The organism is Sphingomonas aestuarii, from assembly GCF_054457155.1.
Map to the genome: position 1 here is coordinate 585,182 of NZ_JBTKVV010000001.1, position 20,109 is coordinate 605,290.

Consider the following 20,109-nt stretch of genomic DNA (forward strand, 5'->3'; position numbering starts at 1 on the left):
GGGGGGATGGCCGAGGCGGCTTGGGCTGGGGCGCTGTCTGGCGCATTGCCCGTCGCGACCTGTCCGGCCGGTTCCGCGGCCTTCGCCTGCTGTTCCTCTGCCTGTTTCTCGGCGTCGCCACACTCGCGGCGATCGGCAGTCTGACCTCGGCGATCACGGGCGAACTCGCCGATCGCGGGCAGGTAATCCTGGGCGGCGATATCGAGGTGGAGACGTCGCAACGCGAAATCCCTGCGACCGATCTCGCCCGGCTTCGCGAATACGGCACGCTGTCCGAAACGCTGAGGATGCGGGCAATGGCCAATCGCGTCGTGCCCGCGAGCGATGGCGGGCCGGATGCGGTGCTGACCGAACTCAAGGGCGTGGACGGCGCCTATCCGCTTTATGGTACGCTGACCGTCACGCGCGGACGGGTCGAGGGCGGGATTCCCGCCGATGCGGTGGTGATCGGCCAGTCGCTGGCCGACCGGTTGCAGGTCGGGATCGGCGACCGGCTGCGCTATGGCAGCGCGACGTTCCGCATCGCCGACCTGATCGTCGACGAGCCCGACCGGGTGGGCGAGGGCTTCACGCTAGGCCCCGTCGCGATCACATCGGTCGAAGGCGTGCGGCGCACCGGGCTGATCCAGCCGGGCAGCCTCTATCAGGCCAAATACCGCATCCGCCTGCCCGCCGGGGCCGACGCGTCCGACGCCCGCGAGGGCATGGAAGAACGCTTTGCCGCACAGACCTACGAATACAAGGACCGCGACCGCGCCGCGCCGGGGGCCAATCGCTTCTTCGAACGCATGGGCCAGTTCCTGACTTTGATCGGACTGACCGCGCTCATCATCGCCGGGATCGGGGTGTCGAACGGGGTGTCGTCCTATCTGGGCGGCAAACGGTCGAGCATCGCGACGCTGAAGGTGCTGGGGGCGAGCAGTCGCGACATTCAGCGGATATACATGGCGCAGATCGGCGCGGTGGCGGCGTTTGCGATCATTGTCGGGCTGACGGTGGGGGCGCTGATCCCGCCGCTGCTGGTCGCCGCCGCGCGCGACGTCCTGCCGATCCAGCCGGGGTTCAGCCTGCATCCAATGCCGCTGCTCACCAGCGCGATCTATGGCTTGCTGATCGCGCTGATCTTCACCCTGCCCCCGCTGGCGCGTGCGCGCACCGAACCGGCCGCTGCGCTGTTTCGCGGAGCGGTGGAGACGCGCGGGCGCTATGACCGGCGCACTGTCGGGCTGGTCGCACTGGCGGGCGCAGGCGTGGTCGCGCTGGCGCTGGTGACCGCGCGCGAGCCTTTATTCTCCGCTGCCGTGCTGGGAGCGACGGCGGCGGTGCTCGCGCTGTTGTTCGCGATCGGCTGGGGCGTGCGCGTCCTGTCGCGCCGGGTGCCGCGCCCCAGGAGCCCGTTGTGGCGGCTGGCGATCGCCAATCTCCACCGGCCCGGTGCGCAGACCGCGCCTTTGGTGGTGGCGCTCGGGCTGGCGCTGACGCTGTTCGTGACGCTGGCCGCGATCCAGACCAGCCTGAATGCCGAAATCGCCCGCACCGTGCCAGCCAAGGCGCCCAACCATTTCGTGCTCGACATCCCCGTCGCCGAACAGGAGCGGTTCCGTCAGATCGTGACCGCGCAAGCCCCCGAGGCGGAACTGAACGTCGTCCCGTCGCTGCGCGGCACGATCACCGCCTATGGCGACACGCGGGTCGCCGATCTCGACGAACTGCCCGATGGCGCGTGGTTCCTGCGCGGCGAGCGCGGGGTGACCTATTCGGACGTGCTGCCCGAGGGAAGCGACCTGACCGCAGGCGACTGGTGGGCGGCGGATTATGACGGCCCGCCGCTCGTCTCGCTCGATCAGGAAGCGGCGAAAACGCTGGGCGTCGGCATCGGCGACACGCTGACCGTGAGCATCCTGGGGCGCGAGATCGTCGCACGGATCGCATCGCTGCGTCAGGTCAATTGGGACACGATGGGCTTCAACTACATCATGGTGTTCTCGCCCAACACGCTGGCCGCCGCGCCCCACAGCCTGACCGCGACGATCAGCATGAACCCGGCGAACGATGCCGCGGTATCGCGCGCGGTGCTGGCGGCGTTTCCCAACGCGACGCTGATCGCGGTGGGCGAGGTGATCGAACAGGTCAGCGGGCTGCTCGGCCAGATGTCGGGCGCAATCGTCGCGGCGGCGTCGATTGCTATTCTTGCGGGCATCGCGGTGCTGATCGGCGCGATCGCGGCTTCGCGCGCGGCGCGCAGTTACGACAGCGTGATCCTGAAAACACTGGGCGCGACGCGGTGGCAGGTGCTGGGGGCGCAGGCGGTCGAATATGCGTTGCTGGCGAGCGTCTTGGCGCTGGTCAGCCTGGCGCTGGGGATGACCGCAGCGTGGTTCGTGATCGTGCAGGTGTTCGATTTCGGCTGGTCGCCCGATTGGGGCGTGGTGCTGGCGACCTTGCTGGGCGGTGCGGCGCTGACGCTGGGGATCAGCCTGGCGGGCTCGATCCCGCTGATGTCGGTGAGGCCGGCGCAGGCGTTGCGGGCGCTTTAGTAATCGCCGTCACCCCGGCCGAAGTGCCGGGGTCCACCAAGCCGCTTGCGCAGCGAATAATCGTTAGCGGTGCGATTGCCGCCCGGTGGACCCCGGCACTTCGGCCGGGGTGACGGGTGGGTTAGCCCAGCGCCTTTTTTAGCAGCTCGTTCACAACCGCGGGATTGGCCTTGCCCGCCATCGCCTTCATCGTCTGACCGACAAAGAAGCCGAATAATTTGTCCTTGCCGCCGCGATATTCGGCGACCTTGTCTTCGTTGGCGGCCATCACCTTGGCGATTTCGGCTTCGATCGCGCCGGTATCGCTGGTCTGTTTCAGCCCGCGTTCCTCGACGATCGCGCCCGCGTCCTGACCGGTTTCCAGCATGATTTCAAACACCTGCTTGCCCAGCGTGTTCGAGATCGTGCCGTCGGCGACCAGCGCCAGCAGTTCCGCGCCCTGCTTGGGTGAAACGGGCGAATCGGAAATGTCCTTGCCCAGCCGGTTGAGCGCGCCGAACAGGTCGGACAGCAGCCAGTTGGCCGCGGCCTTTGCCGTCACCTTGTCGCCGCCTGCCGCCACCAGTTCCTCGAACCAGAGCGCGGCTTCATGCTCGGCAGTCAGGACGGCGGCGTTATAGGCCGACAGCCCCAGTTCGCCTTCGTAGCGCGCGCGCTTGGCATCAGGCAGTTCGGGCAGGCTCGCGCGGCATTCGTCGAGAAACGCGTCGTCGAGTTCGAGCGGCAGCAGATCGGGATCGGGAAAATAGCGATAGTCGTGCGCGTCTTCCTTCGACCGCATCGAGCGCGTTTCGTTGCGATCGGGATCGTAGAGCCGCGTTTCCTGAACGATCTTGCCGCCCGCCTCCAGCACATCGACCTGACGCTGGGCTTCCTGTTCGATCACCGCCATCACGAACCGGACGGAGTTCACATTCTTGGTTTCGGTCCGCGTGCCGAATTCATCGCCCGGCTTGCGGACCGACACGTTCACATCGGCGCGCATCGAGCCTTCTTCCATATTGCCGTCGCACGACCCGACATAGCGCAGGATCGAGCGCAGCTTGCGCACATAGGCGCCCGCTTCCTGCGGCGAGCGCATGTCGGGACGGCTGACGATTTCCATCAGCGCGACGCCCGAACGGTTGAGGTCGACATAAGAGCGCGTCGGATGCTGATCGTGCATCAGCTTGCCGGCATCCTGTTCGATATGAATGCGCTCGACCCCGATTTCCTTGGTCGCGGAGTTCGGGTCCTTTTCGTCGAGCGTGACCGTGATCACGCCTTCGCCGACGATCGGATGATAGAGCTGGCTGATCTGATAGCCCTGCGGCAGATCGGCGTAGAAATAATTCTTCCGATCGAACCGCGACCATTTGTTGATCTGCGCGTCGATCGCCATGCCGGTGCGTACGGCCTGCCGCACGCATTCGCGGTTCGGCACCGGCAGCATCCCCGGCATCGCCGCATCGACCAGGCTGACCTGGCTGTTGGGCTCCGCGCCGAATGCGGTGGAGGCGCCGGAGAACAGCTTGGCCTTGGACGTGATCTGCGCATGAACTTCGAGGCCAATCACGACCTCCCATTCGCCGGTCGCGCCCTGGATGCGGTATGTGGATTCGGTCATCGTCATCTCGCTCACCACCACGCCTCGGGCCGCGCAACGAACCCGGCGCGCTGTTCGAGCGCGAGGCTCGCGTTCAGCACGCCCTGTTCGTCCAGCGCCTTGCCGATCACCTGCAGGCCAAGCGGCAGACCCTGTTTGTCGAGCCCGCCGGGCACGCTCATCGCGGGCAGTCCCGCCAACGAAGAGGGCACGGTGAAGACGTCGTTCAGATACATTGCCAGCGGATCGGCCGATTTCTCACCCAGCGCGAATGCCGCCGATGGTGCGGTCGGGGTCAGCAGATAATCGCACTGCTCCCATGCCCGGTCGAAATCCTGCGCGATCAGGGTGCGGACCTTAGACGCCTGAGTGAAATAGGCATCGTAGAAACCGGCCGAGAGCACATAGGTGCCGATCAGGATGCGGCGCTTGACCTCTGGCCCGAAGCCAGCGGCGCGAGTTGCGGCGTACATGTCCTGAAGGCTCGCGCCCTCGGGCAATTCGCGCTGGCCGAACCGCACGCCGTCATAGCGCGCCAGGTTCGACGACGCCTCGGCGGGCGCGATGATGTAATAAGCGGGCAGCGCATATTTGGTGTGGGGCAGCGAAACCTCGACGATTTCGGCACCTGCGTCGCGCATCCATTCGATGCCCTGGTGCCACAGTGCGTCGATCTCGGCGGGCATGTTGTCGACGCGGTATTCCTTGGGGATGCCGATCTTCTTGCCCGCGAGGCTGGGGTTCAGCGCGGCTTCCCAATTGGGCACCGGCAGATCGAGCGAGGTCGCGTCCTTGGGATCGAAGCCGGCCATCGCCTGCAGCATGATCGCGCAGTCGCGCACGTCGCGCGCCATCGGCCCGGCCTGGTCCAGCGACGAGGCGAACGCCACCGTTCCCCAGCGCGAACAGCGGCCATAGGTCGGCTTGATCCCCGAAATGCCGACGAATGCCGCGGGCTGGCGGATCGAGCCGCCGGTGTCGGTGCCGGTCGCCCCGGGGCACAGGCGCGCGGCGACCGCCGCCGACGACCCGCCCGACGACCCGCCGGGCGCGAGCGGTGCGTTACCGCCATCGCTGCGCCGCCACGGCGAAATCACATTTCCGAACGCGCTCGTCTCGTTGGACGAACCCATCGCGAACTGGTCCATGTTGAGCTTGCCCAACATCCCTGCGCCCGCATCCCACAGATTCTGCGAGACGGTGGACTCATAGGTCGGCGTGAAGCCTTCGAGGATGTGGCTTGCGGCGGTGGTCTGCACGCCCTTCGTGCAGAACAGGTCCTTCATGCCGATGGGGACGCCCGCGAGCGGCTTCAGCGTCTCTCCCGCCGCGCGGGCATCGTCCGCGGCCTTGGCGGCGGCGAGCGCGTGGTCGGGGGTTTCGACGATGAAGGCATTGAGCGGCTTCGCGGCGGCCACCTTGACGATGAACGCGTCGGCGACTTCGCGCGCGGAGAAGCTGCCCTCGCGCACGCCGTCGCGAATGGCGGCGATGCCGAGATCGGTCAGGTCGGTCATTATTCGATCACCTTCGGCACGGCGAAGAAGCCGTGTTCGGCCTGGGGCGCGTTGGCGAGCACATCGTCGCGCACATCGCCATCGGTCACGACATCGTCGCGCAGCCGCAGCGTGTTGGGGATGACGGCGGTCATCGGCTGCACGGACGCGGTATCGACCTCGCCCAGTTGCTCGATCCAGCCGAGGATGTTGCTGAGTTCGGGGGCCAGGCGCTGGGCATCGTCATCGCTGATCGCGATGCGCGCGAGACTCGCCACTTTCTTGACGGTTTGGGTATCGACGGACATGAAGCGCGGCTAGCAGAGCGCGGCCTTTCCCTGCAATGCAAAACGCGCCGGGCTTCGCAAACTCGGCCTCGCGCGCTAAGGGCTGGCGCACTTCCCTTCCCTTTTCCGTCGCCGGAGCGCCTGTTGGCTCGCAAATTCCTTTACGTCATCGCTGTCCTGATCGTGCTGGCGATCGTCGCGCTGTTCGCGCTTCGCATGTTCAGCACCGAATTGAGCCGCATCGCCTTCGTGCCGACGACCGAGTTCACGCCCGAACCGGCAATGGCGAAAAACGCCTATGCCGATCCAGACATGTGGCTGGCGCGGCCCGATCTGGGGAATAATCCGGCGCTGTGGACGCCGCCGGGCATGGCCCCGGTCGCGGACGGCGAAGTCGCGACCTTCTTCATCCACCCAACCTCCTATCTGGGCAAGGAGCGATGGAACGCAGCACTCGATGACGCAGAGACCAACGATCGCGCAGGGCTGTTCCTGCGCGGGCAGGCATCGGCGTTCAACGGTGTCGGCGCGGTGTGGGCGCCACGCTATCGTCAGGCGACGTTCGGGGCGTTCCTGACCAGCGTGGAGAGCGCCAATCAGGCGCTCGACCTCGCCTACCGCGACGTCGCGCAAGCGTTCGACCAGTTTCTGGCGGAAGTCGGCGATCGTCCGATCGTACTGGCCGGACACAGCCAGGGCGGGCTTCACCTGACGCGGCTGCTCGCCGAACGGGTGGCGAATACACCGCTCGCCGAGCGTGTGGTGGTCGCCTATGTCGTCGGCTGGCCGGTGTCGGAAACTGCCGACCTGCCCGCGCTGGGGCTGGCAGAATGCCGCAGCGAGAATCAGGCGAACTGCATCGCGTCGTGGCAGAGCTTTGGCGAGCCCGCGGACCCGTCGCTGATCTACGAGAATTTCGACGGCACCACCGGCTTTGCGGGAAGACCACGCGCGGGGACGCAATTGATCTGCACCAATCCGCTGACAGGCCGCGCCGACGATGCCGCGCCGGCCGAGGCCAATCTGGGCGGGCAGAAGCCGTCGAGCGACCTGACCAGCGCGGAAATCGTCGCCGGCCTGGCGCCCGCGCGCTGCGACAGTCGCGGTTTGCTGCTGATCGGCGAAGGGCCGGAAATGGGGCCGTATGTGCTGCCGGGCAATAATTACCACGTCTATGACTATAGCCTGTTCTGGTCGAACATCCGCGCCGATGTCGCCCGCCGCGTAGCGGCGTTTGGCGCGCGATGATTACCGCCAGCGCCGTCGATTATCGCGAGATATTGCCGGGTGGCGGGCGGTTGCTGGGGCTGGATGTCGGGACCAAGACGATCGGCACCGCGCTGTGCGATGCGGGCTGGGCGTTCGCGTCGCCCGCCGAATTGATCCGGCGGACCAAGTTTTCGAAGGACAAGGTCGCGATCCAGGCGCTGATCGCGGCGCAGAGCGTCAAGGGACTGGTCATCGGCCTTCCCCTCAACATGGACGGCAGCGATTCGCCACGGACGCAATCGACGCGGGCATTCGCGCGCAATGTCGAGGATCTGGGCCTGCCGATCCTGCTGTGGGACGAACGCTGGTCGACGGTCGCGGTCGAACGCGTAATGATCGAACAGGATATGAGCCGGGCCAAGCGCGCAGAAAAGATCGACAACATGGCCGCCGCCCACATCCTGCAAGCCGCGATCGACGCGCTATGTGCGGGGTGAGCGGACACCGCTTGCCACCCGCCCACACGCGGTCTAGGCCGCGACTTTAATGCAAGCCTCCGATCACAGCCCCGCTGCGCAGCTACCTGGTCGCGCCGCGTTTCCGCACCGGCATCTGACCGGGATTTCGGGACTCGAACCGCATCAGATCATGTTCCTGCTCGACGAAGCGGAGCGTTGGATCGAACCGATGCGCGAACGCCGACCCAGCGATCACCGGCTGGACGGGCTCACGCAGATCAACGCGTTCTTCGAGAATTCGACACGCACACTGTTGAGCTTCGAGATCGCGGGCAAACGACTGGGTGCCGACGTCGTCAACATGCATGCCGCGCAATCGAGCGTGAAGAAGGGCGAAACGCTGATCGACACGGCGATGACGCTCAACGCGATGCGCGCCGACGTGATCGTCATCCGCCACGGATCGTCGGGCGCGGTGCAGTTGATCGCGGACAAGGTGGACTGTCCGGTGCTGAACGCGGGCGATGGCTGGCACGAGCATCCGACGCAAGCCTTGCTCGACGCACTGACCATACGCCGCCGTCGCGGTTCGATCGCGGGGCAGCGCGTGGTGATTTGCGGCGACCTGATGCACAGTCGGGTCGCGCGGTCGAACATCCTGGCGCTCACGGCACTGGCCGCCGAGGTGCGCGTGGTCGCGCCCGCAACGCTGATGCCCGAGGGCACCGACCGGATGGGGATCGAGGCGTTTTCGGACTTCGATGCCGCGCTGGAGGGCGCGGACGTGGTGATGATGCTGCGGCTCCAGAACGAACGCATGTCGGGGGCGTTCATCCCTTCCACGCGGGAATATCATTTGCGTTACGGGCTCACTGCCGAGCGATTGAAGCGCGCCAAACCCGACGCTCTGGTCATGCATCCCGGGCCGATGAACCGAGGGATCGAGATTACCTCCGAAGTCGCCGACATGGCCGGACGCTCGGCCATCAACGAACAGGTCGCCAATGGTGTCGCGGTACGGATGGCGTGCCTGGACGTGCTGACCCGCGCCGAACGTGGCGTGGAGGGCTGGGCATGAGGACCCTCGTCACCCATGCGCGGCTGGTGTGCCCGGCGAACGGCGTGTCGCAGGGATCGCTGCTGATCGAGGACGGCAGGATCGCGGCGATCGGAGACATCGGCGCGGATGGCGATGCGCAGACCATCGACGCGCGCGGGCATATCGTCGCGCCTGCGATCCTCGATCTGGGCGTGTTCAAGGCGGATGCGGCGGCATGCCGGGCGGGCGGGATCGTGCGCGTCGGGCTGATGCCCGACCAGTCGCCGGTGCTGGACGATCCCGGCATCGTCCAGCGCGCGGCGGCGAGTGGAAAACCTGATCTGTGGATTCACCCGATCGCGGCGGCGACGCGCGGGCTGGCGGGCGTCGACCTTGCCGAAATGGCGATCCTGCAAGATGCGGGCGCGCGCGCGGTGTCCACCGGGCGCAGCCGGATCGCCGACGCGACCGTAATGCGCAAGGTCCTGGCCTATGCCCGCGATCTGAACCTGACGGTCATCGCCCATGCTGAGGATTGCGGGCTGGCGGCAGGCGCGGTGGCGACGGCAGGCGAAGCGGCGACCCGGCTGGGGCTGCCCTCCGCGCCGCCGGTGGCCGAGGCGCTGGCGGTCGCACGCGACCTGATGCTAGCCGAGGATGTGGGCGCGGCAATCCATTTCCGCATCGTATCGACCGCGCAGGCCATCGACCTGATCCGCAAGGCCAAGGCACGCGGCGTGCGCGTCACCTGCGGCACGACGCCCGCGCACCTCTATCTATCCGACATTGCGATGAGCGATTTCCGCACCTTCGCGCATCTGTCGCCGCCGCTCCGCTCGGAAGGCGACCGCCAAGCAACGCGCGCCGGGGTCGCGGACGGGACGATCGACGTGATTGCGTCGTCGCACGATCCGCGCGGGCCGGAGGAAAAGCGCCTGCCGTTCGCCGATTCGCTGCCCGGCGCGGCGGGGGCCGCGACACTGCTCGCGCTGTCGCTGGGGCTGGTGCGCGACGAATTGGTCTCGATCGAACAGCTGATGGCGATGCTGTCGGCCAATCCGGCAAAGCTGCTGGGGCTCGATTACGGAACGCTCGCCATCGGCAGCCCGGCAGATCTGATGGTCGTCGATGTCGGCGCGCCGTGGAAGATCGATGGCGACACGCTGGCGGGACTGGCGGCGAACACGCCGTTCGACGGGCTGCCGGTGCAGGGCAAGGTCATGCATCTGTTGAAGGGCGGCGTGTTGCAGCGTTGATAGCGACGCCCGCGCTTATGGTTCGACATACGAATTTTTCGGGGTAGCTGGGAACAGCACAGCCGCCATAATCGGGACGATATGAACGTCGCGATCAACGAAGCGGTCGATACGCTGAGCGAGAAGGAAAAGCAGACGCTTCGCCTGATCGTGCGCGGCCATGATGCCAAATCGACGGCGCGCACGCTGGGTCTGTCGGTCCACACCATCAACGAACGGCTGCGCGATGCACGGCGCAAGATGGCGGTGTCGAGCAGCCGCGAGGCCGCCCGCCTGTTGCTCGAAGCCGAAGGCGGATTGACGCCTGCGCCGCCCCCCCAATCGTTCGGGGACACGCCAATCGGGGAAGACGCGAACGGTGCTGAGATCGATGGAGGGAGCGCGCCGTCAGACGGCGTGGGGCGGGCACATCGCCAGCCCCGAATCCTGATTGGAGCGTTCGTCATGACCTTCGCGCTTGGACTGTTGATCCTGACCACCCTGCCCCAGACCGGCTCGACCCCGTCGTCCACGCCGGTCGCCGCGGACGCGACGGCGATGTCCGAGGTGGTCGATACGGCCCGCGAGTGGCTGGTGCTTGTGGACGCGGGGCAATGGGATGACAGCTATCGCGCGACCGGCTCCGCGTTCCGAAAGCTCAATACCGCGCAAGTGTGGGCGTCGGTATCCCAGAAGGTGCGGGTGCCGCTGGGCAAGGTGATCTCGCGCAGCTTCCTGAGCCAGCAGAACCTGCCTGCCCCGCCCCAGGGCTATGAGGTCGTCAAGTTCCGCACCAGCTTTACCAACAAGACCGATGCGGTGGAGACGGTCACGCTGGAACGCGAATCCGGTCAGTGGCGCGTGGTGGGCGTGACGATCGAATGATCGCCTGTCCTCGCGGGCGTTACCGCGAGGCGACCTGCACGCCGCGCGCCCAGCTGGCGAGCCGATCGCCCGCATGGGTGCGGACGAAACAGCGGGTGCCGCTCGCCTGCACCTGGCGGCACAGCGCGCCGGCATCGGCGCGGGCGAGGCCGCCCACCGCCAGGCGGTGATATTCGACGCCGCCGACATTGGCTTGCGCGGTGTGGGGCTTGAGCTTGCCGAGCGCCGACACGCGACGGCTCATCCGGCCCCAGGCGTCCTGCGCGACGCCGACGCTGTCATAGGCGCCGAGCTGGACATAATAGTCGCCGCTGTCGAAGTCGCGCTCGACCGCGCGCGCCGGTGCAGGTGTGTTTGCGGCCATGCGAACGGGCGATGCGGCGCGTTCGCGGTAATTTGCGGGAAGTGCCTGAACGATTTCGCGGCGCTCGGCGAACATGATGCGCGCGACCGCGAATACCGGGTTGGCGGCGACTGCGGGCGCTTCGACCGCCGCGACCGCGACGGGTGCTGGCACCTGCGGTTCGGCGACTGGAGTGGCTTCGGCCACGGCAATCGGCGCTTCCGCCGTGATGTCCATGAAATTGGGCTGTTCGGGCGCCGGGGCGGCCTCCGCCATCACCGGCGCGCTGCCGCGAAGGGCGAGCTGGACCGGCTGGCCGACATCGTCGACTGCCTTGACGCCCAGCAGCGACGCGACCTGATCGGATGCCGCGCTGGGCCGCGAAAAGGCCGCCCAGTGCATGATCCGCGCATCGACATCGGCAGGCGACAGGTCGATCGCGGCGACCGCGCGCGCTTCCTGCCAGCGATCCGACAGCGCAAGAGCAAGCGCCAGATTCTGCCGCACCGTCGGCGTCGCATTTTCGTCGCGTGCCACTTCGCCCAGAATCTGCACCGCGCCGTTCGGATCGCCCGCCAGCGCGAGCGCAAGGCCCCGGTCGCCGGGCGCGATCACGGCTTCGAATTTGTCGAGCGTGCGCCGTGCGCCCGCCCAGTCGCCAAGTGCCGTCTTTGCCAGCGCCAGGTTGAGCGCGGCGCGGCCATGCGCGGGATCGATCGTCAGCGCATCGTCGAACGCCTGCCCCGCCGACAGGAACCGTCCCGCCGACAGATAGGCCTGACCCAGCAGCACGCGGTGTTCCGCCTCGCCCGGCATCGCCAGCACGGCGTCCTCGGCATGGCCGATCGCGCGTTCCGCCTGCCCCTTTGCCAGCGCCTTGCGCGCGGCGTCGGCGGCTTTGTCGGCGCGCTTGGTCAATTCCGATTCCTCGCGCGCATTGGCGATAGCGGAGACGCTGGTGAAGCCGCCGATCGCGACGCCGCACATGGCGAGGGTCGACAGACCGGCGATCAGGATGGTGCGGCTAGCCATAGGATATTCCCCTGAAAAAATGCTCAGCGCGCGCGCCGGCCGGGCACGCGTTCGACCAGCCCGTCGAGATCGACGAGCGCCGACAGATACGCATCGAGCGCATCGGACACGATATTCTGTGCCGAGCGATTGGTGACCGCGGACGCCAGCCGCAAACGAAGATGCCGATCGGTGTCGAGCCGCAGCGTGAAAGCGGCTTTCGCGCCCTTCTTTGCCTTGGCCTCACGACCGATCCGCTTCAGCGTGCCGTCGCTGACCGGGCGAATGGCGACCGGCGGAGCGACCTCGGCAACCGGTCCCGACGCGACCGGTTCGGGTCGATCGGCTTGCTCGACCGGTTCGGCCGGATAACGCTCGCCCAGCATTTCGCGCTGGCGGACGACATGCGGCACTTCGGTTTGAACCGGGGGCTGAGCGGGTGTCTGGACGGGAGTGGCGACCGCTTCCATCGGCGGCATCTCGTCATAGCCCGTGTCGTAGCCCATGTCGTTCCAGCCGAGATCGTCGGTCGACACCGGCGACATGCCCAGAAATCCTTGTGGCCGCATGGCGGGTTTCGCCTGACCCTTGCGGGCAAGCAGCCCGGAGGACAGCGAGGCGAACGGTTTGGCGTTGCCCATGATGCTCATGTCGCGCCCTCCCCTCAGCTTACCACGCGGCGGCCGAAGCCACCGGCGGGACGGACCTGGCCGTAACCGGGCATCGCGGCGGGCGCGGCGAAGACGGTACGGCGGAAATTCTTCTCCAGACGGTCGGAGATATAGCCCCAGAGCTGGGTCACCTCGCCCGCCGACTTGCCGTTCGGATCGACCTCCATCACCGTGCGACCGTCGATCATCGACGCAGCGAAATCGGTGCGGTGGTGGAGCGTGACGGGAGCGACCGTGCCGTGCTGCGACAGCGCGACGGCGGCTTCGCTGGTGATCTTTGCCTTGGGCGTCGCGCCGTTGACCACGAAGATCAGCGGCTTGCCCGCGCGTTCGCACAGATCGACCGTGGCGCCGACGGCGCGCAGGTCGTGCGGCGACGGGCGTGTGGGCACGACGATCAGCTCGGCGACCGCGATCACGCTCTGGATCGCCATCGTGATTGCGGGCGGGGTGTCGAGCACCGCCAGCCGGAAGCCCTGCTGGCGCAAAACCTCAAGATCGGCGGCGAGCCGCGCGACCGTGGTCTGGGCAAAGGCCGGATAATCGGCCTCGCGTTCGTTCCACCAATCGGCCAGCGACCCTTGCGGATCGATGTCGATGAGGACGACCGGCCCGGCGCCTGCGCGCTGGGCCTGTACGGCCAGATGCCCGGAAAGCGTGGTCTTTCCCGAACCACCTTTCTGTGATGCCATCGCCAGAACGCGCATTGATCCCCCGAATTCGTGGTCCCTCTTGGCAACGGGATGACATGGGGGGTGATAAGAAATGGTAAATCGGGCGGATCGCATCCATTTCGGTGGCATCCGCGCCCCCGCTAATCATTTCTTTGCAATCGGATGGTTAATGCGGCTTTATGACCTTTCGCTCGGACAAGGGGATGATCCGAATGACCACGCCACGCCCGGCGGCATTGGCCGCCTTTGCCCTGTTCCTTGCCGCACCGGCGCTCGCGCAGAGCGGAAGCGACGTCAAAGCGGGCGTCGATGCCTGGTCCAAGGGCGACTACGACCGCGCGGTCGCGCAGTGGAAGGGACCGGCCGAAGCGGGCGACGCCGACGCGCAGTTCAATCTGGCGCAGGCGTACAAGCTGGGTCGCGGCGTGCCGACCGATCTGGCGCGCGCCGCCGATCTATACGGACGCGCCGCGAAACAGGGCCATCCGCAGGCCGCCGACAATTACGGTCTCGCCCTGTTCGAGCTGGGGAAAAAGATCGAGGCCGCCGAATGGCTCGACAAATCGGCGATGCGCGGCGAGCCGCGCGCGCAGTTTGTGCTGGGGACGATGTTCTTCAACGGCGATGGGGTCGGCAAGGACTGGATCCGCGCCTATGCGCTGGTCAGCCGCGCGGCATCGGCCGGATTGCCGCAGGCGTCGAAAACGCTGACCCAGATGGACCAGTATATCGGCGTGGCCGACAAGCAGAAGGGCATCGCGCTCGCGCGACGCTATGAAGCGGGCAAGGCCGAGCCGTCGCTGATCGCCATCCGCGAAACGCCGGCGCCGACGACACCCGCGCGTACTGCTTCGCCTGCCGCACCGGTGGCGACTGCCGCCGCCAAGCCCGCCCCCGGACCGAAACCCGCCGCGCAACCCGCCGCGCAACCGACGATCCGCGATGGCGGCTGGCGGGTCCAGCTCGGCGCGTTCGGCGATGCGGGCAATGCGCGCAATCTGTGGGCGAAGCTCGGCGGGCGCTTCCCCGGTCGCCAGCCCTATTATGTGAAGGCGGGGAATGTCACCCGGTTACAAGTCGGGCCGTTCGAATCGCAGGGCGAGGCGGCGAAGGCCTGCGGCGCCGTCAAGCCGTGCATCGCGGTTCGGAGATGAGCGAATGCGCTAGAATCCTTGTCATTCCGACATGCAAATAATCTAAAAAAAGGGCTGCTCCACTAACCCGTCACCCCGGCCGCAGTGCCGGGGTCCACTAAGCCCCTTGCGCATCGCTTGATTTTGGGCGTCGTGCTTTCCGCCCGGTGGATCCCGGCACTGCGGCCGGGGTGACGGAATTAACTAAGCTTTCACCCATTCCCGGCGCGCAATCCCCTGCGCGTGGAGCAGCGCCGACAACGGCGCGTGGTCGAGCCGCGCGCCCGCCGCCACTGCCACCACCGGCTTGGCGCGATAGGCCACCCCCAGCCCGGCTTCGCGGATCATCGCCAGATCGTTGGCGCCGTCGCCGATCGCCATCGTCGCCGACAGCGGAATCCCGAGCGCGGCGGCTTCGGCCAGCAATGTCGCCTGCTTGGTCGTGGCATCGACGATCGGCTTGCCGACCGCGCCCGCAAGCCGCGCCGCGTCCACCAGCAAAGTGTTGGCGATCACCCGGTCGAATCCGATCCGCGCACCCACCGGATCGGCAAAACGGGTGAAGCCGCCCGACACCAGCACCGATTTCGCACCGCGCGCGCGCATCGTGCCGATCAGCGTCGCCGCTCCGTCCGAATCGCGGACCCGTTCGGCAAGACACCGGTCGATCGCCGCTTCCTCCAGCCCCTTGAGCAGCGCGACCCGCGCATGGAGCGCGGCGGCGAAATCGAGTTCGCCGCGCATGGCCGCTTCGGTCACCTCGGCGATCTGCGGCTTGATCCCGGCATAATCGGCGAGTTCGTCGATGCATTCGACGGTGATCATCGTCGAATCCATGTCGGCGACGACCAGCTTCTTCTCGCGCCCCTCGGCAGGCTGGACGATGGCATCGGTGCGCGCAAACACCCCTTCCAGTGCATTGCGGGCCACCACGGGATCGCCGTCGAAGCGAAGATCGGCGGCCTCGCCTTCGTCGATCCACGTCCAGTCGCCGACCCCCAGCCCCGCCGCCGCCAGCCGGTCGCGCGCGTCCGAAATATCTCCCGCACGCAGGGTTTCGGCTGCTAACAGCGTGGCGATGAACATGATCGGCTCTCCCGCGGCTCCAAGGGTGGCGCTCATCGCAGGCCCGACCGCAAGCGGCAAGTCCGCGCTCGCGCTGACGCTGGCCGAACGTCACAACGGCACGATCATCAATGCCGACAGCGCGCAGGTCTATCGCGACCTGCGCGTGCTATCGGCTCGTCCTTCACGGGAAGAGGAAGCCCGCGCGCCACACCGGCTGTTCGGCCATATCGATGCGACCGACGATCATAACGCCGCGCGCTGGGCGAGCGAAGCGCGTGCGGAGATTGCAGCGGCGCATGAAACAGGCCGGTTGCCGATCCTGGTCGGCGGCACCGGGCTCTATCTGCGGACATTGCTCGACGGGATTGCGCCGGTGCCCGACATCGACCCGGCGATCCGCGCAGAGATTCGCGCGCTGACGGTCGGCGAAGCGCATGCCGCGTTAAGGATCGCCGACCCCGTCGCTGCCGCGCGCCTCAACCCCGCCGACACCACCCGCGTCGCCCGCGCGCTGGAGGTGGTGCGATCGACCGGCCGTATCCTTGCCGACTGGCAGGCGACGCGCACCGGGGGCATCGGCGGCGACATCGCCCTGTTGCCGACGATCCTGCTGCCGCCGCGCGACTGGCTCCAGGAACGCTGTGACCGGCGACTGGCGGCGATGTTCGACGAAGGCGCGATCGACGAGGTGCGCGCGCTGACCGCCCGCGGGGATGTGCCGCCCGACGCGCCCGTAATGCGGGCAATCGGCGTGCGCGAGATCGCGGCGATGCTCGGCGGCGATCTCGACCGCGAAGCCGCGCTTGAGGCTGCGCGCATCGCGACCCGCCAATATGCCAAACGCCAATATACATGGTTTCGTAACCAGCCACCCGCCGACTGGCGGCGCACCCAAGAGAAACAAACAGACAAGATTCTATATAATATTGAAACAAGATTCCTCTAGTGGCGGTTGACGCGCAGTTTTTATACGGTTAGGCGCGCTCTTCCCGTTCTGATATTGCATATGCGAAAGGAGCACGCCGTGACCGAGAAAAGCGGAGCAGACATCCTGATCGAGGCCTTGTGCGACCTCGGTGTGGAAGTCGTGTTCGGCTATCCGGGCGGCGCGGTGCTTCCGATCTATGACGCGCTGTTCAAGCAGCAGCGCATCCGCCACATCCTCGTCCGTCACGAACAAGCGGCGACCCATGCGGCGGAGGGTTATGCGCGTTCGACCGGAAAACCCGGCGTGGTGCTGGTCACTTCCGGCCCCGGCGCGACCAACGCGGTCACCGGCATCGCCGACGCGCTGATGGATTCGATCCCGATGGTGGTCATCACCGGTCAGGTGCCGACCAGCCTGATCGGAACCGACGCGTTTCAGGAAGCCGACACCGTCGGCATCACCCGCCACGTCACCAAGCATAATTATCTGGTGAAAGACCCCGCGCGGCTGGGTGCCACGATCCATGAGGCGTTCCACATCGCGACCTCGGGCCGCCCCGGTCCGGTGGTCGTCGATATCCCCAAGGACGTTCAGGTCGCCACCGCGAAATCGGTCAAATACGGCACGATCGAACACAAGACCTATCGCCCGCAGGTCAAGGCCGAACCCTCGCGGATCGAAGCGGCGGTCGATATGATCGCGGCCGCCGAACGTCCGATCCTTTACACCGGCGGCGGCATCATCAATTCAGGACCCGGCGCGTCGCAATTGCTGCGCGAGCTGGCGCGGATCACCGGCGCGCCGGTCACCTCGACGCTGATGGGCCTGGGCGCGCTTCCCGCCTCCTCGCCGCAGTGGCTGGGAATGCTGGGGATGCACGGCACGTTCGAGGCCAATATGGCGATGAACAAGGCCGACCTGATCGTCTGCCTGGGCGCGCGGTTCGACGACCGGGTGACGGGGCGGCTCGACGCCTTCAGCCCGCACAGCCGCAAGATCCATGTCGATATCGACCGGAGTTCGGTGAACAAGAATGTCCGCGTCGACCTGCCGATCGTCGCCGATTGCGGGCGCGCGATCGAGGATATGGTCCGGGTGTGGAAAAGCCGCCAATATCCGAAGCCCGACCTCAGCGAATGGTGGAACCGGATCGAAGGCTGGCGCGCGACCAGATGCCTGGAATTCCCGGAAACCGGAACGGAAATCATGCCGCAACGCGCGATCCGTTCGCTGTGGCAGGCAACGAAGGACCGCGCGCCGATCATCACCACCGAGGTCGGACAGCATCAGATGTGGGCCGCCCAGCATTTCGATTTCGAAAGCCCCAACAAATGGCTGACGAGCGGCGGGCTCGGCACGATGGGCTATGGCCTGCCCGCCGCGATCGGCGCGCAGCTCGGCAACCCCAGAGCGCTGGTGATCGACATCGCCGGCGAAGCGTCGATCCAGATGAACATCCAGGAACTGGCGACCGCGACCCAGTACCGGCTGCCGGTCAAGATCTTCATCCTCAATAATCAATATATGGGCATGGTCCGCCAGTGGCAGGAACTCACTTATGAAAGCCGCTATTCGGAGAGTTATTCGGACAGTCTTCCCGATTTCGTGAAGCTGGCCGAAGCCTATGGCTGGAAAGGCATTCGGATCGAGCGCCCGGACCAGCTCGACGCCGGGATCGCCGACATGCTTGCCTATGATGGCCCGGTGATGGTCGATTGCATGGTGGCGCAACTCGCCAATTGCTTCCCGATGATCCCGTCCGGCGCGGCGCATACCGACATGATCCTTCAGGCGAACGAAGTCTCCGGCACGATGGACGACGAAGCGAAGGCGCTGGTCTAAGAACATGCACATCACCCAGGAAACCGCAGAGCGGCACACGCTCGCCATTCTCGTCGACAACGAACCCGGCATCCTCGCGCGGATCGCCGGGTTGTTCACCGCGCGCGGCTACAATATCGAATCGCTGACCGTGACCGACATCAGCGAGGACGACCGGATCAGCCGGATCACCATCGTCACCTCTGCGTCCGCGCACGTGATGGAACAGATCATCGCCCAGCTCGACCGGCTCGTGCCGGTGCACAAGGTGACCGACCTGACGGTGCTTGGCCCGCATGTCGAACGCGAACTCGCGCTCGTCAAAGTGGCGGGCAAGGGCGAAACGCGGATCGAGGCGCTGCGACTGGCCGATGTCTATCGCGCCCGCGTGGTCGATGCGACCACCGCCAGCTTCGTGTTCGAAGTGACCGGGGGCTCGGAAAAGATCGACAAGTTCGTCGAACTGATGCGCGAAGTCGGCCTGGTCGAAGTCGCGCGTACCGGTATCGTCGCCATTTCTCGCGGGAGCGAGGCGGCGTAGCAATTCACACACCGTGCTCCTGCGGAAGCAGGAGCCCTGGCAATCAGCGGCATCGCCCGCCACTCAGCGCTTCTGCCTCCGCAGGAGCACAGACATTTTCGAAGGGGACAAACCATGCGTGTCTATTACGATTCCGACGCCGACCTGAACCTGATCTCCGACAGGAAGATCGCGATCGTCGGCTATGGCAGCCAGGGTCATGCCCATGCCCAGAATTTGCGCGATTCGGGCGTGAAGGACGTCGCGATCGCACTGCGCGCAGGTTCCGCCAGCGCGGTAAAGGCCGAGGATGCGGGCTTTCAGGTCATGTCGAACTCGGAAGCGGCTGGGTGGGCCGATATCCTGATGATCCTCGCGCCCGACGAGCATCAGGCGGCGATCTGGAACGACGATCTGAAGGGCAATATGAAGCCCGGCGCGGCGCTCGCCTTCGCCCACGGCCTGAACGTCCATTTCGGGCTGATCGAACCCGGCGCCGACATCGACGTCATCATGATCGCGCCCAAGGGTCCGGGCCACACCGTCCGCAGCGAATATAAGCGCGGCGGCGGCGTCCCCTGCCTGATCGCCGTCCACCAGGACGCGACGGGCAATGCTCACGACGTGGCGCTCGCCTATGCCAGCGGCGTCGGCGGCGGGCGTTCGGGAATCATCGAAACCAATTTCCGCGAGGAATGCGAAACCGATCTGTTCGGCGAACAGGCGGTGCTGTGCGGCGGCATCACCCACCTGATCCAGGCCGGGTTCGAGACGTTGGTCGAGGCGGGATATGCGCCCGAAATGGCCTATTTCGAATGCCTGCATGAAACCAAGCTGATCGTCGATCTGCTCTACGAAGGCGGCATCGCCAACATGCGCTATTCGATCAGCAACACCGCCGAATATGGCGATATCGTCACCGGCCCGCGGATTATCACCGACGAGACGAAGAAGGAAATGAAGCGCGTGCTCGACGATATCCAGTCGGGCCGGTTCGTGCGCGATTTCGTCCTCGATAACCGCGCAGGCCAGCCGCAGCTAAAGGCCGCGCGCAAAAGAGCGGAGGCGCATCCGATCGAGAAGACCGGCGCGGAACTGCGCGCGATGATGCCGTGGATCGGCGCGAACAAGCTGGTGGACAAGGCACTCAACTGACCCGATCCCCCCGGCACGGGGGGGCCATGCAAAGCATGGTGGAAGGGGCTGGCC

At 66.4% G+C, this 20,109-nt stretch carries 18 protein-coding genes; 11 read left to right on the top strand and 7 right to left on the bottom strand.

All coding sequences use genetic code 11. From position 1 onward, the window contains the following. The first annotated feature begins 20 nt into the window (after positions 1 to 20). The gene (locus ACX0GZ_RS02925) at positions 21 to 2,537 is read left to right on the top strand and encodes an ABC transporter permease (protein ID WP_458813160.1); all 2,517 of its coding nucleotides are present in this window, start codon (positions 21 to 23) and stop codon (positions 2,535 to 2,537) included. A 121-nt stretch (positions 2,538 to 2,658) separates the two neighbouring features. Here ACX0GZ_RS02925 and gatB read toward each other — a convergent pair whose 3' ends face one another. From gatB to gatC, 3 genes are read right to left on the bottom strand one after another with little or no spacing between them, the layout of a single operon-like run. Then, positions 2,659 to 4,143 carry an Asp-tRNA(Asn)/Glu-tRNA(Gln) amidotransferase subunit GatB gene (gatB, locus tag ACX0GZ_RS02930; protein WP_458813162.1) on the bottom strand — a complete coding sequence of 495 codons (1,485 nt, stop codon included), beginning with the start codon at positions 4,141 to 4,143 and terminating at the stop codon, positions 2,659 to 2,661. An 11-nt stretch (positions 4,144 to 4,154) separates the two neighbouring features. Then, positions 4,155 to 5,639, bottom strand: a complete 1,485-nt coding sequence (gene gatA / locus ACX0GZ_RS02935) for an Asp-tRNA(Asn)/Glu-tRNA(Gln) amidotransferase subunit GatA (RefSeq protein WP_458813164.1) — start codon at positions 5,637 to 5,639, stop codon at positions 4,155 to 4,157. Beyond that, positions 5,639 to 5,926, bottom strand: a complete 288-nt coding sequence (gatC, locus tag ACX0GZ_RS02940; protein ID WP_458813166.1) for an Asp-tRNA(Asn)/Glu-tRNA(Gln) amidotransferase subunit GatC — start codon at positions 5,924 to 5,926, stop codon at positions 5,639 to 5,641. The genes gatA and gatC overlap by 1 nt, the downstream gene beginning before the upstream one ends. A gap of 123 nt (positions 5,927 to 6,049) precedes the next feature. On the opposite strand from gatC, the gene ACX0GZ_RS02945 reads away from it, so the two are divergent. The 5 genes from ACX0GZ_RS02945 to ACX0GZ_RS02965 all read left to right on the top strand — a co-directional run bounded on the left by ACX0GZ_RS02945 (position 6,050) and on the right by ACX0GZ_RS02965 (position 10,731). Beyond that, complete coding sequence (locus tag ACX0GZ_RS02945) at positions 6,050 to 7,153, top strand: DUF3089 domain-containing protein (RefSeq protein ID WP_458813168.1); 1,104 nt, start codon at positions 6,050 to 6,052, stop codon at positions 7,151 to 7,153. Then, positions 7,150 to 7,611, top strand: a complete 462-nt coding sequence (gene ruvX, locus ACX0GZ_RS02950) for a Holliday junction resolvase RuvX (RefSeq protein WP_458813170.1) — start codon at positions 7,150 to 7,152, stop codon at positions 7,609 to 7,611. The genes ACX0GZ_RS02945 and ruvX overlap by 4 nt, the downstream gene beginning before the upstream one ends. Positions 7,612 to 7,660: 49 nt before the next feature. Next, entirely contained in the window at positions 7,661 to 8,650 is a 990-nt protein-coding gene (locus tag ACX0GZ_RS02955) for an aspartate carbamoyltransferase catalytic subunit (RefSeq protein WP_458813172.1), read from the top strand. Beyond that, on the top strand, positions 8,647 to 9,867 hold the full coding sequence (locus tag ACX0GZ_RS02960; RefSeq protein WP_458813174.1) for a dihydroorotase: 1,221 nt from the start codon (positions 8,647 to 8,649) through the stop codon (positions 9,865 to 9,867). Before ACX0GZ_RS02955 ends, ACX0GZ_RS02960 begins: the two co-directional genes overlap by 4 nt. 81 nt (positions 9,868 to 9,948) lie before the next feature. After that, entirely contained in the window at positions 9,949 to 10,731 is a 783-nt protein-coding gene (locus ACX0GZ_RS02965; protein ID WP_458813176.1) for a helix-turn-helix domain-containing protein, read from the top strand. A gap of 19 nt (positions 10,732 to 10,750) precedes the next feature. On the opposite strand, the gene ACX0GZ_RS02970 is transcribed toward ACX0GZ_RS02965, so the two are convergent. Genes ACX0GZ_RS02970 through ACX0GZ_RS02980 form a run of 3 tightly spaced genes read right to left on the bottom strand, consistent with a single transcriptional unit; the run spans position 10,751 to position 13,463 of the window. Continuing rightward, positions 10,751 to 12,106 carry an SPOR domain-containing protein gene (locus ACX0GZ_RS02970; protein WP_458813178.1) on the bottom strand — a complete coding sequence of 452 codons (1,356 nt, stop codon included), beginning with the start codon at positions 12,104 to 12,106 and terminating at the stop codon, positions 10,751 to 10,753. Positions 12,107 to 12,129: 23 nt separating this feature from the next. Continuing rightward, positions 12,130 to 12,735 (bottom strand): hypothetical protein, encoded by a 606-nt coding sequence (locus ACX0GZ_RS02975; RefSeq protein WP_458813180.1) that lies wholly within the window; start codon positions 12,733 to 12,735, stop codon positions 12,130 to 12,132. 14 nt (positions 12,736 to 12,749) lie between these two features. Further along, positions 12,750 to 13,463, bottom strand: coding sequence for an AAA family ATPase (locus ACX0GZ_RS02980; RefSeq protein WP_458813182.1), 714 nt, complete (start codon positions 13,461 to 13,463; stop codon positions 12,750 to 12,752). A 179-nt stretch (positions 13,464 to 13,642) separates the two neighbouring features. Here ACX0GZ_RS02980 and ACX0GZ_RS02985 point away from each other — a divergent pair, with 179 nt between their 5' ends. Continuing rightward, a complete protein-coding gene (locus tag ACX0GZ_RS02985; RefSeq protein ID WP_458813184.1) occupies positions 13,643 to 14,584 on the top strand; it encodes an SPOR domain-containing protein in 942 nt (313 codons plus the stop codon). 183 nt (positions 14,585 to 14,767) lie between these two features. Here the strand turns inward: ACX0GZ_RS02985 and serB are convergent, their stop codons facing one another. Beyond that, complete coding sequence (serB, locus tag ACX0GZ_RS02990) at positions 14,768 to 15,649, bottom strand: phosphoserine phosphatase SerB (protein WP_458813186.1); 882 nt, start codon at positions 15,647 to 15,649, stop codon at positions 14,768 to 14,770. Between serB and miaA the strand changes: the two genes are divergently transcribed. From miaA to ilvC, 4 genes are all read left to right on the top strand, one after another. After that, positions 15,642 to 16,577: a tRNA (adenosine(37)-N6)-dimethylallyltransferase MiaA gene (gene miaA / locus ACX0GZ_RS02995; protein WP_458813188.1), complete on the top strand. Its 936-nt coding sequence runs from the start codon at positions 15,642 to 15,644 to the stop codon at positions 16,575 to 16,577. The two genes, serB and miaA, sit on opposite strands and share 8 nt — an antisense overlap. Positions 16,578 to 16,655: 78 nt before the next feature. Further along, the gene (locus tag ACX0GZ_RS03000; protein WP_458813190.1) at positions 16,656 to 18,401 is read left to right on the top strand and encodes an acetolactate synthase 3 large subunit; all 1,746 of its coding nucleotides are present in this window, start codon (positions 16,656 to 16,658) and stop codon (positions 18,399 to 18,401) included. A 4-nt stretch (positions 18,402 to 18,405) separates the two neighbouring features. Beyond that, on the top strand, positions 18,406 to 18,921 hold the full coding sequence (gene ilvN, locus ACX0GZ_RS03005; RefSeq protein WP_458813192.1) for an acetolactate synthase small subunit: 516 nt from the start codon (positions 18,406 to 18,408) through the stop codon (positions 18,919 to 18,921). A gap of 72 nt (positions 18,922 to 18,993) precedes the next feature. After that, positions 18,994 to 20,055 carry a ketol-acid reductoisomerase gene (ilvC, locus tag ACX0GZ_RS03010; RefSeq protein WP_458813308.1) on the top strand — a complete coding sequence of 354 codons (1,062 nt, stop codon included), beginning with the start codon at positions 18,994 to 18,996 and terminating at the stop codon, positions 20,053 to 20,055. Positions 20,056 to 20,109: the final 54 nt, after the last annotated feature.

Excerpts from the sequence above, each read along its gene's own strand:
- ACX0GZ_RS02965 (WP_458813176.1), top strand. The coding sequence starts at position 9,949 with ATGAACGTCGCGATCAACGAAGCGGTCGATACGCTGAGCGAGAAGGAA.
- gatC (WP_458813166.1), bottom strand. The coding sequence starts at position 5,926 with ATGTCCGTCGATACCCAAACCGTCAAGAAAGTGGCGAGTCTCGCGCGC.
- ACX0GZ_RS02985 (WP_458813184.1), top strand. The coding sequence starts at position 13,643 with ATGACCACGCCACGCCCGGCGGCATTGGCCGCCTTTGCCCTGTTCCTT.
- ACX0GZ_RS02955 (WP_458813172.1), top strand. The coding sequence starts at position 7,661 with ATGCAAGCCTCCGATCACAGCCCCGCTGCGCAGCTACCTGGTCGCGCC.
- ACX0GZ_RS02980 (WP_458813182.1), bottom strand. The coding sequence starts at position 13,463 with ATGCGCGTTCTGGCGATGGCATCACAGAAAGGTGGTTCGGGAAAGACC.
- ACX0GZ_RS02960 (WP_458813174.1), top strand. The coding sequence starts at position 8,647 with ATGAGGACCCTCGTCACCCATGCGCGGCTGGTGTGCCCGGCGAACGGC.
- serB (WP_458813186.1), bottom strand. The coding sequence starts at position 15,649 with ATGTTCATCGCCACGCTGTTAGCAGCCGAAACCCTGCGTGCGGGAGAT.
- ACX0GZ_RS02975 (WP_458813180.1), bottom strand. The coding sequence starts at position 12,735 with ATGAGCATCATGGGCAACGCCAAACCGTTCGCCTCGCTGTCCTCCGGG.
- gatA (WP_458813164.1), bottom strand. The coding sequence starts at position 5,639 with ATGACCGACCTGACCGATCTCGGCATCGCCGCCATTCGCGACGGCGTG.
- ilvN (WP_458813192.1), top strand. The coding sequence starts at position 18,406 with ATGCACATCACCCAGGAAACCGCAGAGCGGCACACGCTCGCCATTCTC.
- ruvX (WP_458813170.1), top strand. The coding sequence starts at position 7,150 with ATGATTACCGCCAGCGCCGTCGATTATCGCGAGATATTGCCGGGTGGC.
- ACX0GZ_RS02970 (WP_458813178.1), bottom strand. The coding sequence starts at position 12,106 with ATGGCTAGCCGCACCATCCTGATCGCCGGTCTGTCGACCCTCGCCATG.
- gatB (WP_458813162.1), bottom strand. The coding sequence starts at position 4,143 with ATGACCGAATCCACATACCGCATCCAGGGCGCGACCGGCGAATGGGAG.
- miaA (WP_458813188.1), top strand. The coding sequence starts at position 15,642 with ATGAACATGATCGGCTCTCCCGCGGCTCCAAGGGTGGCGCTCATCGCA.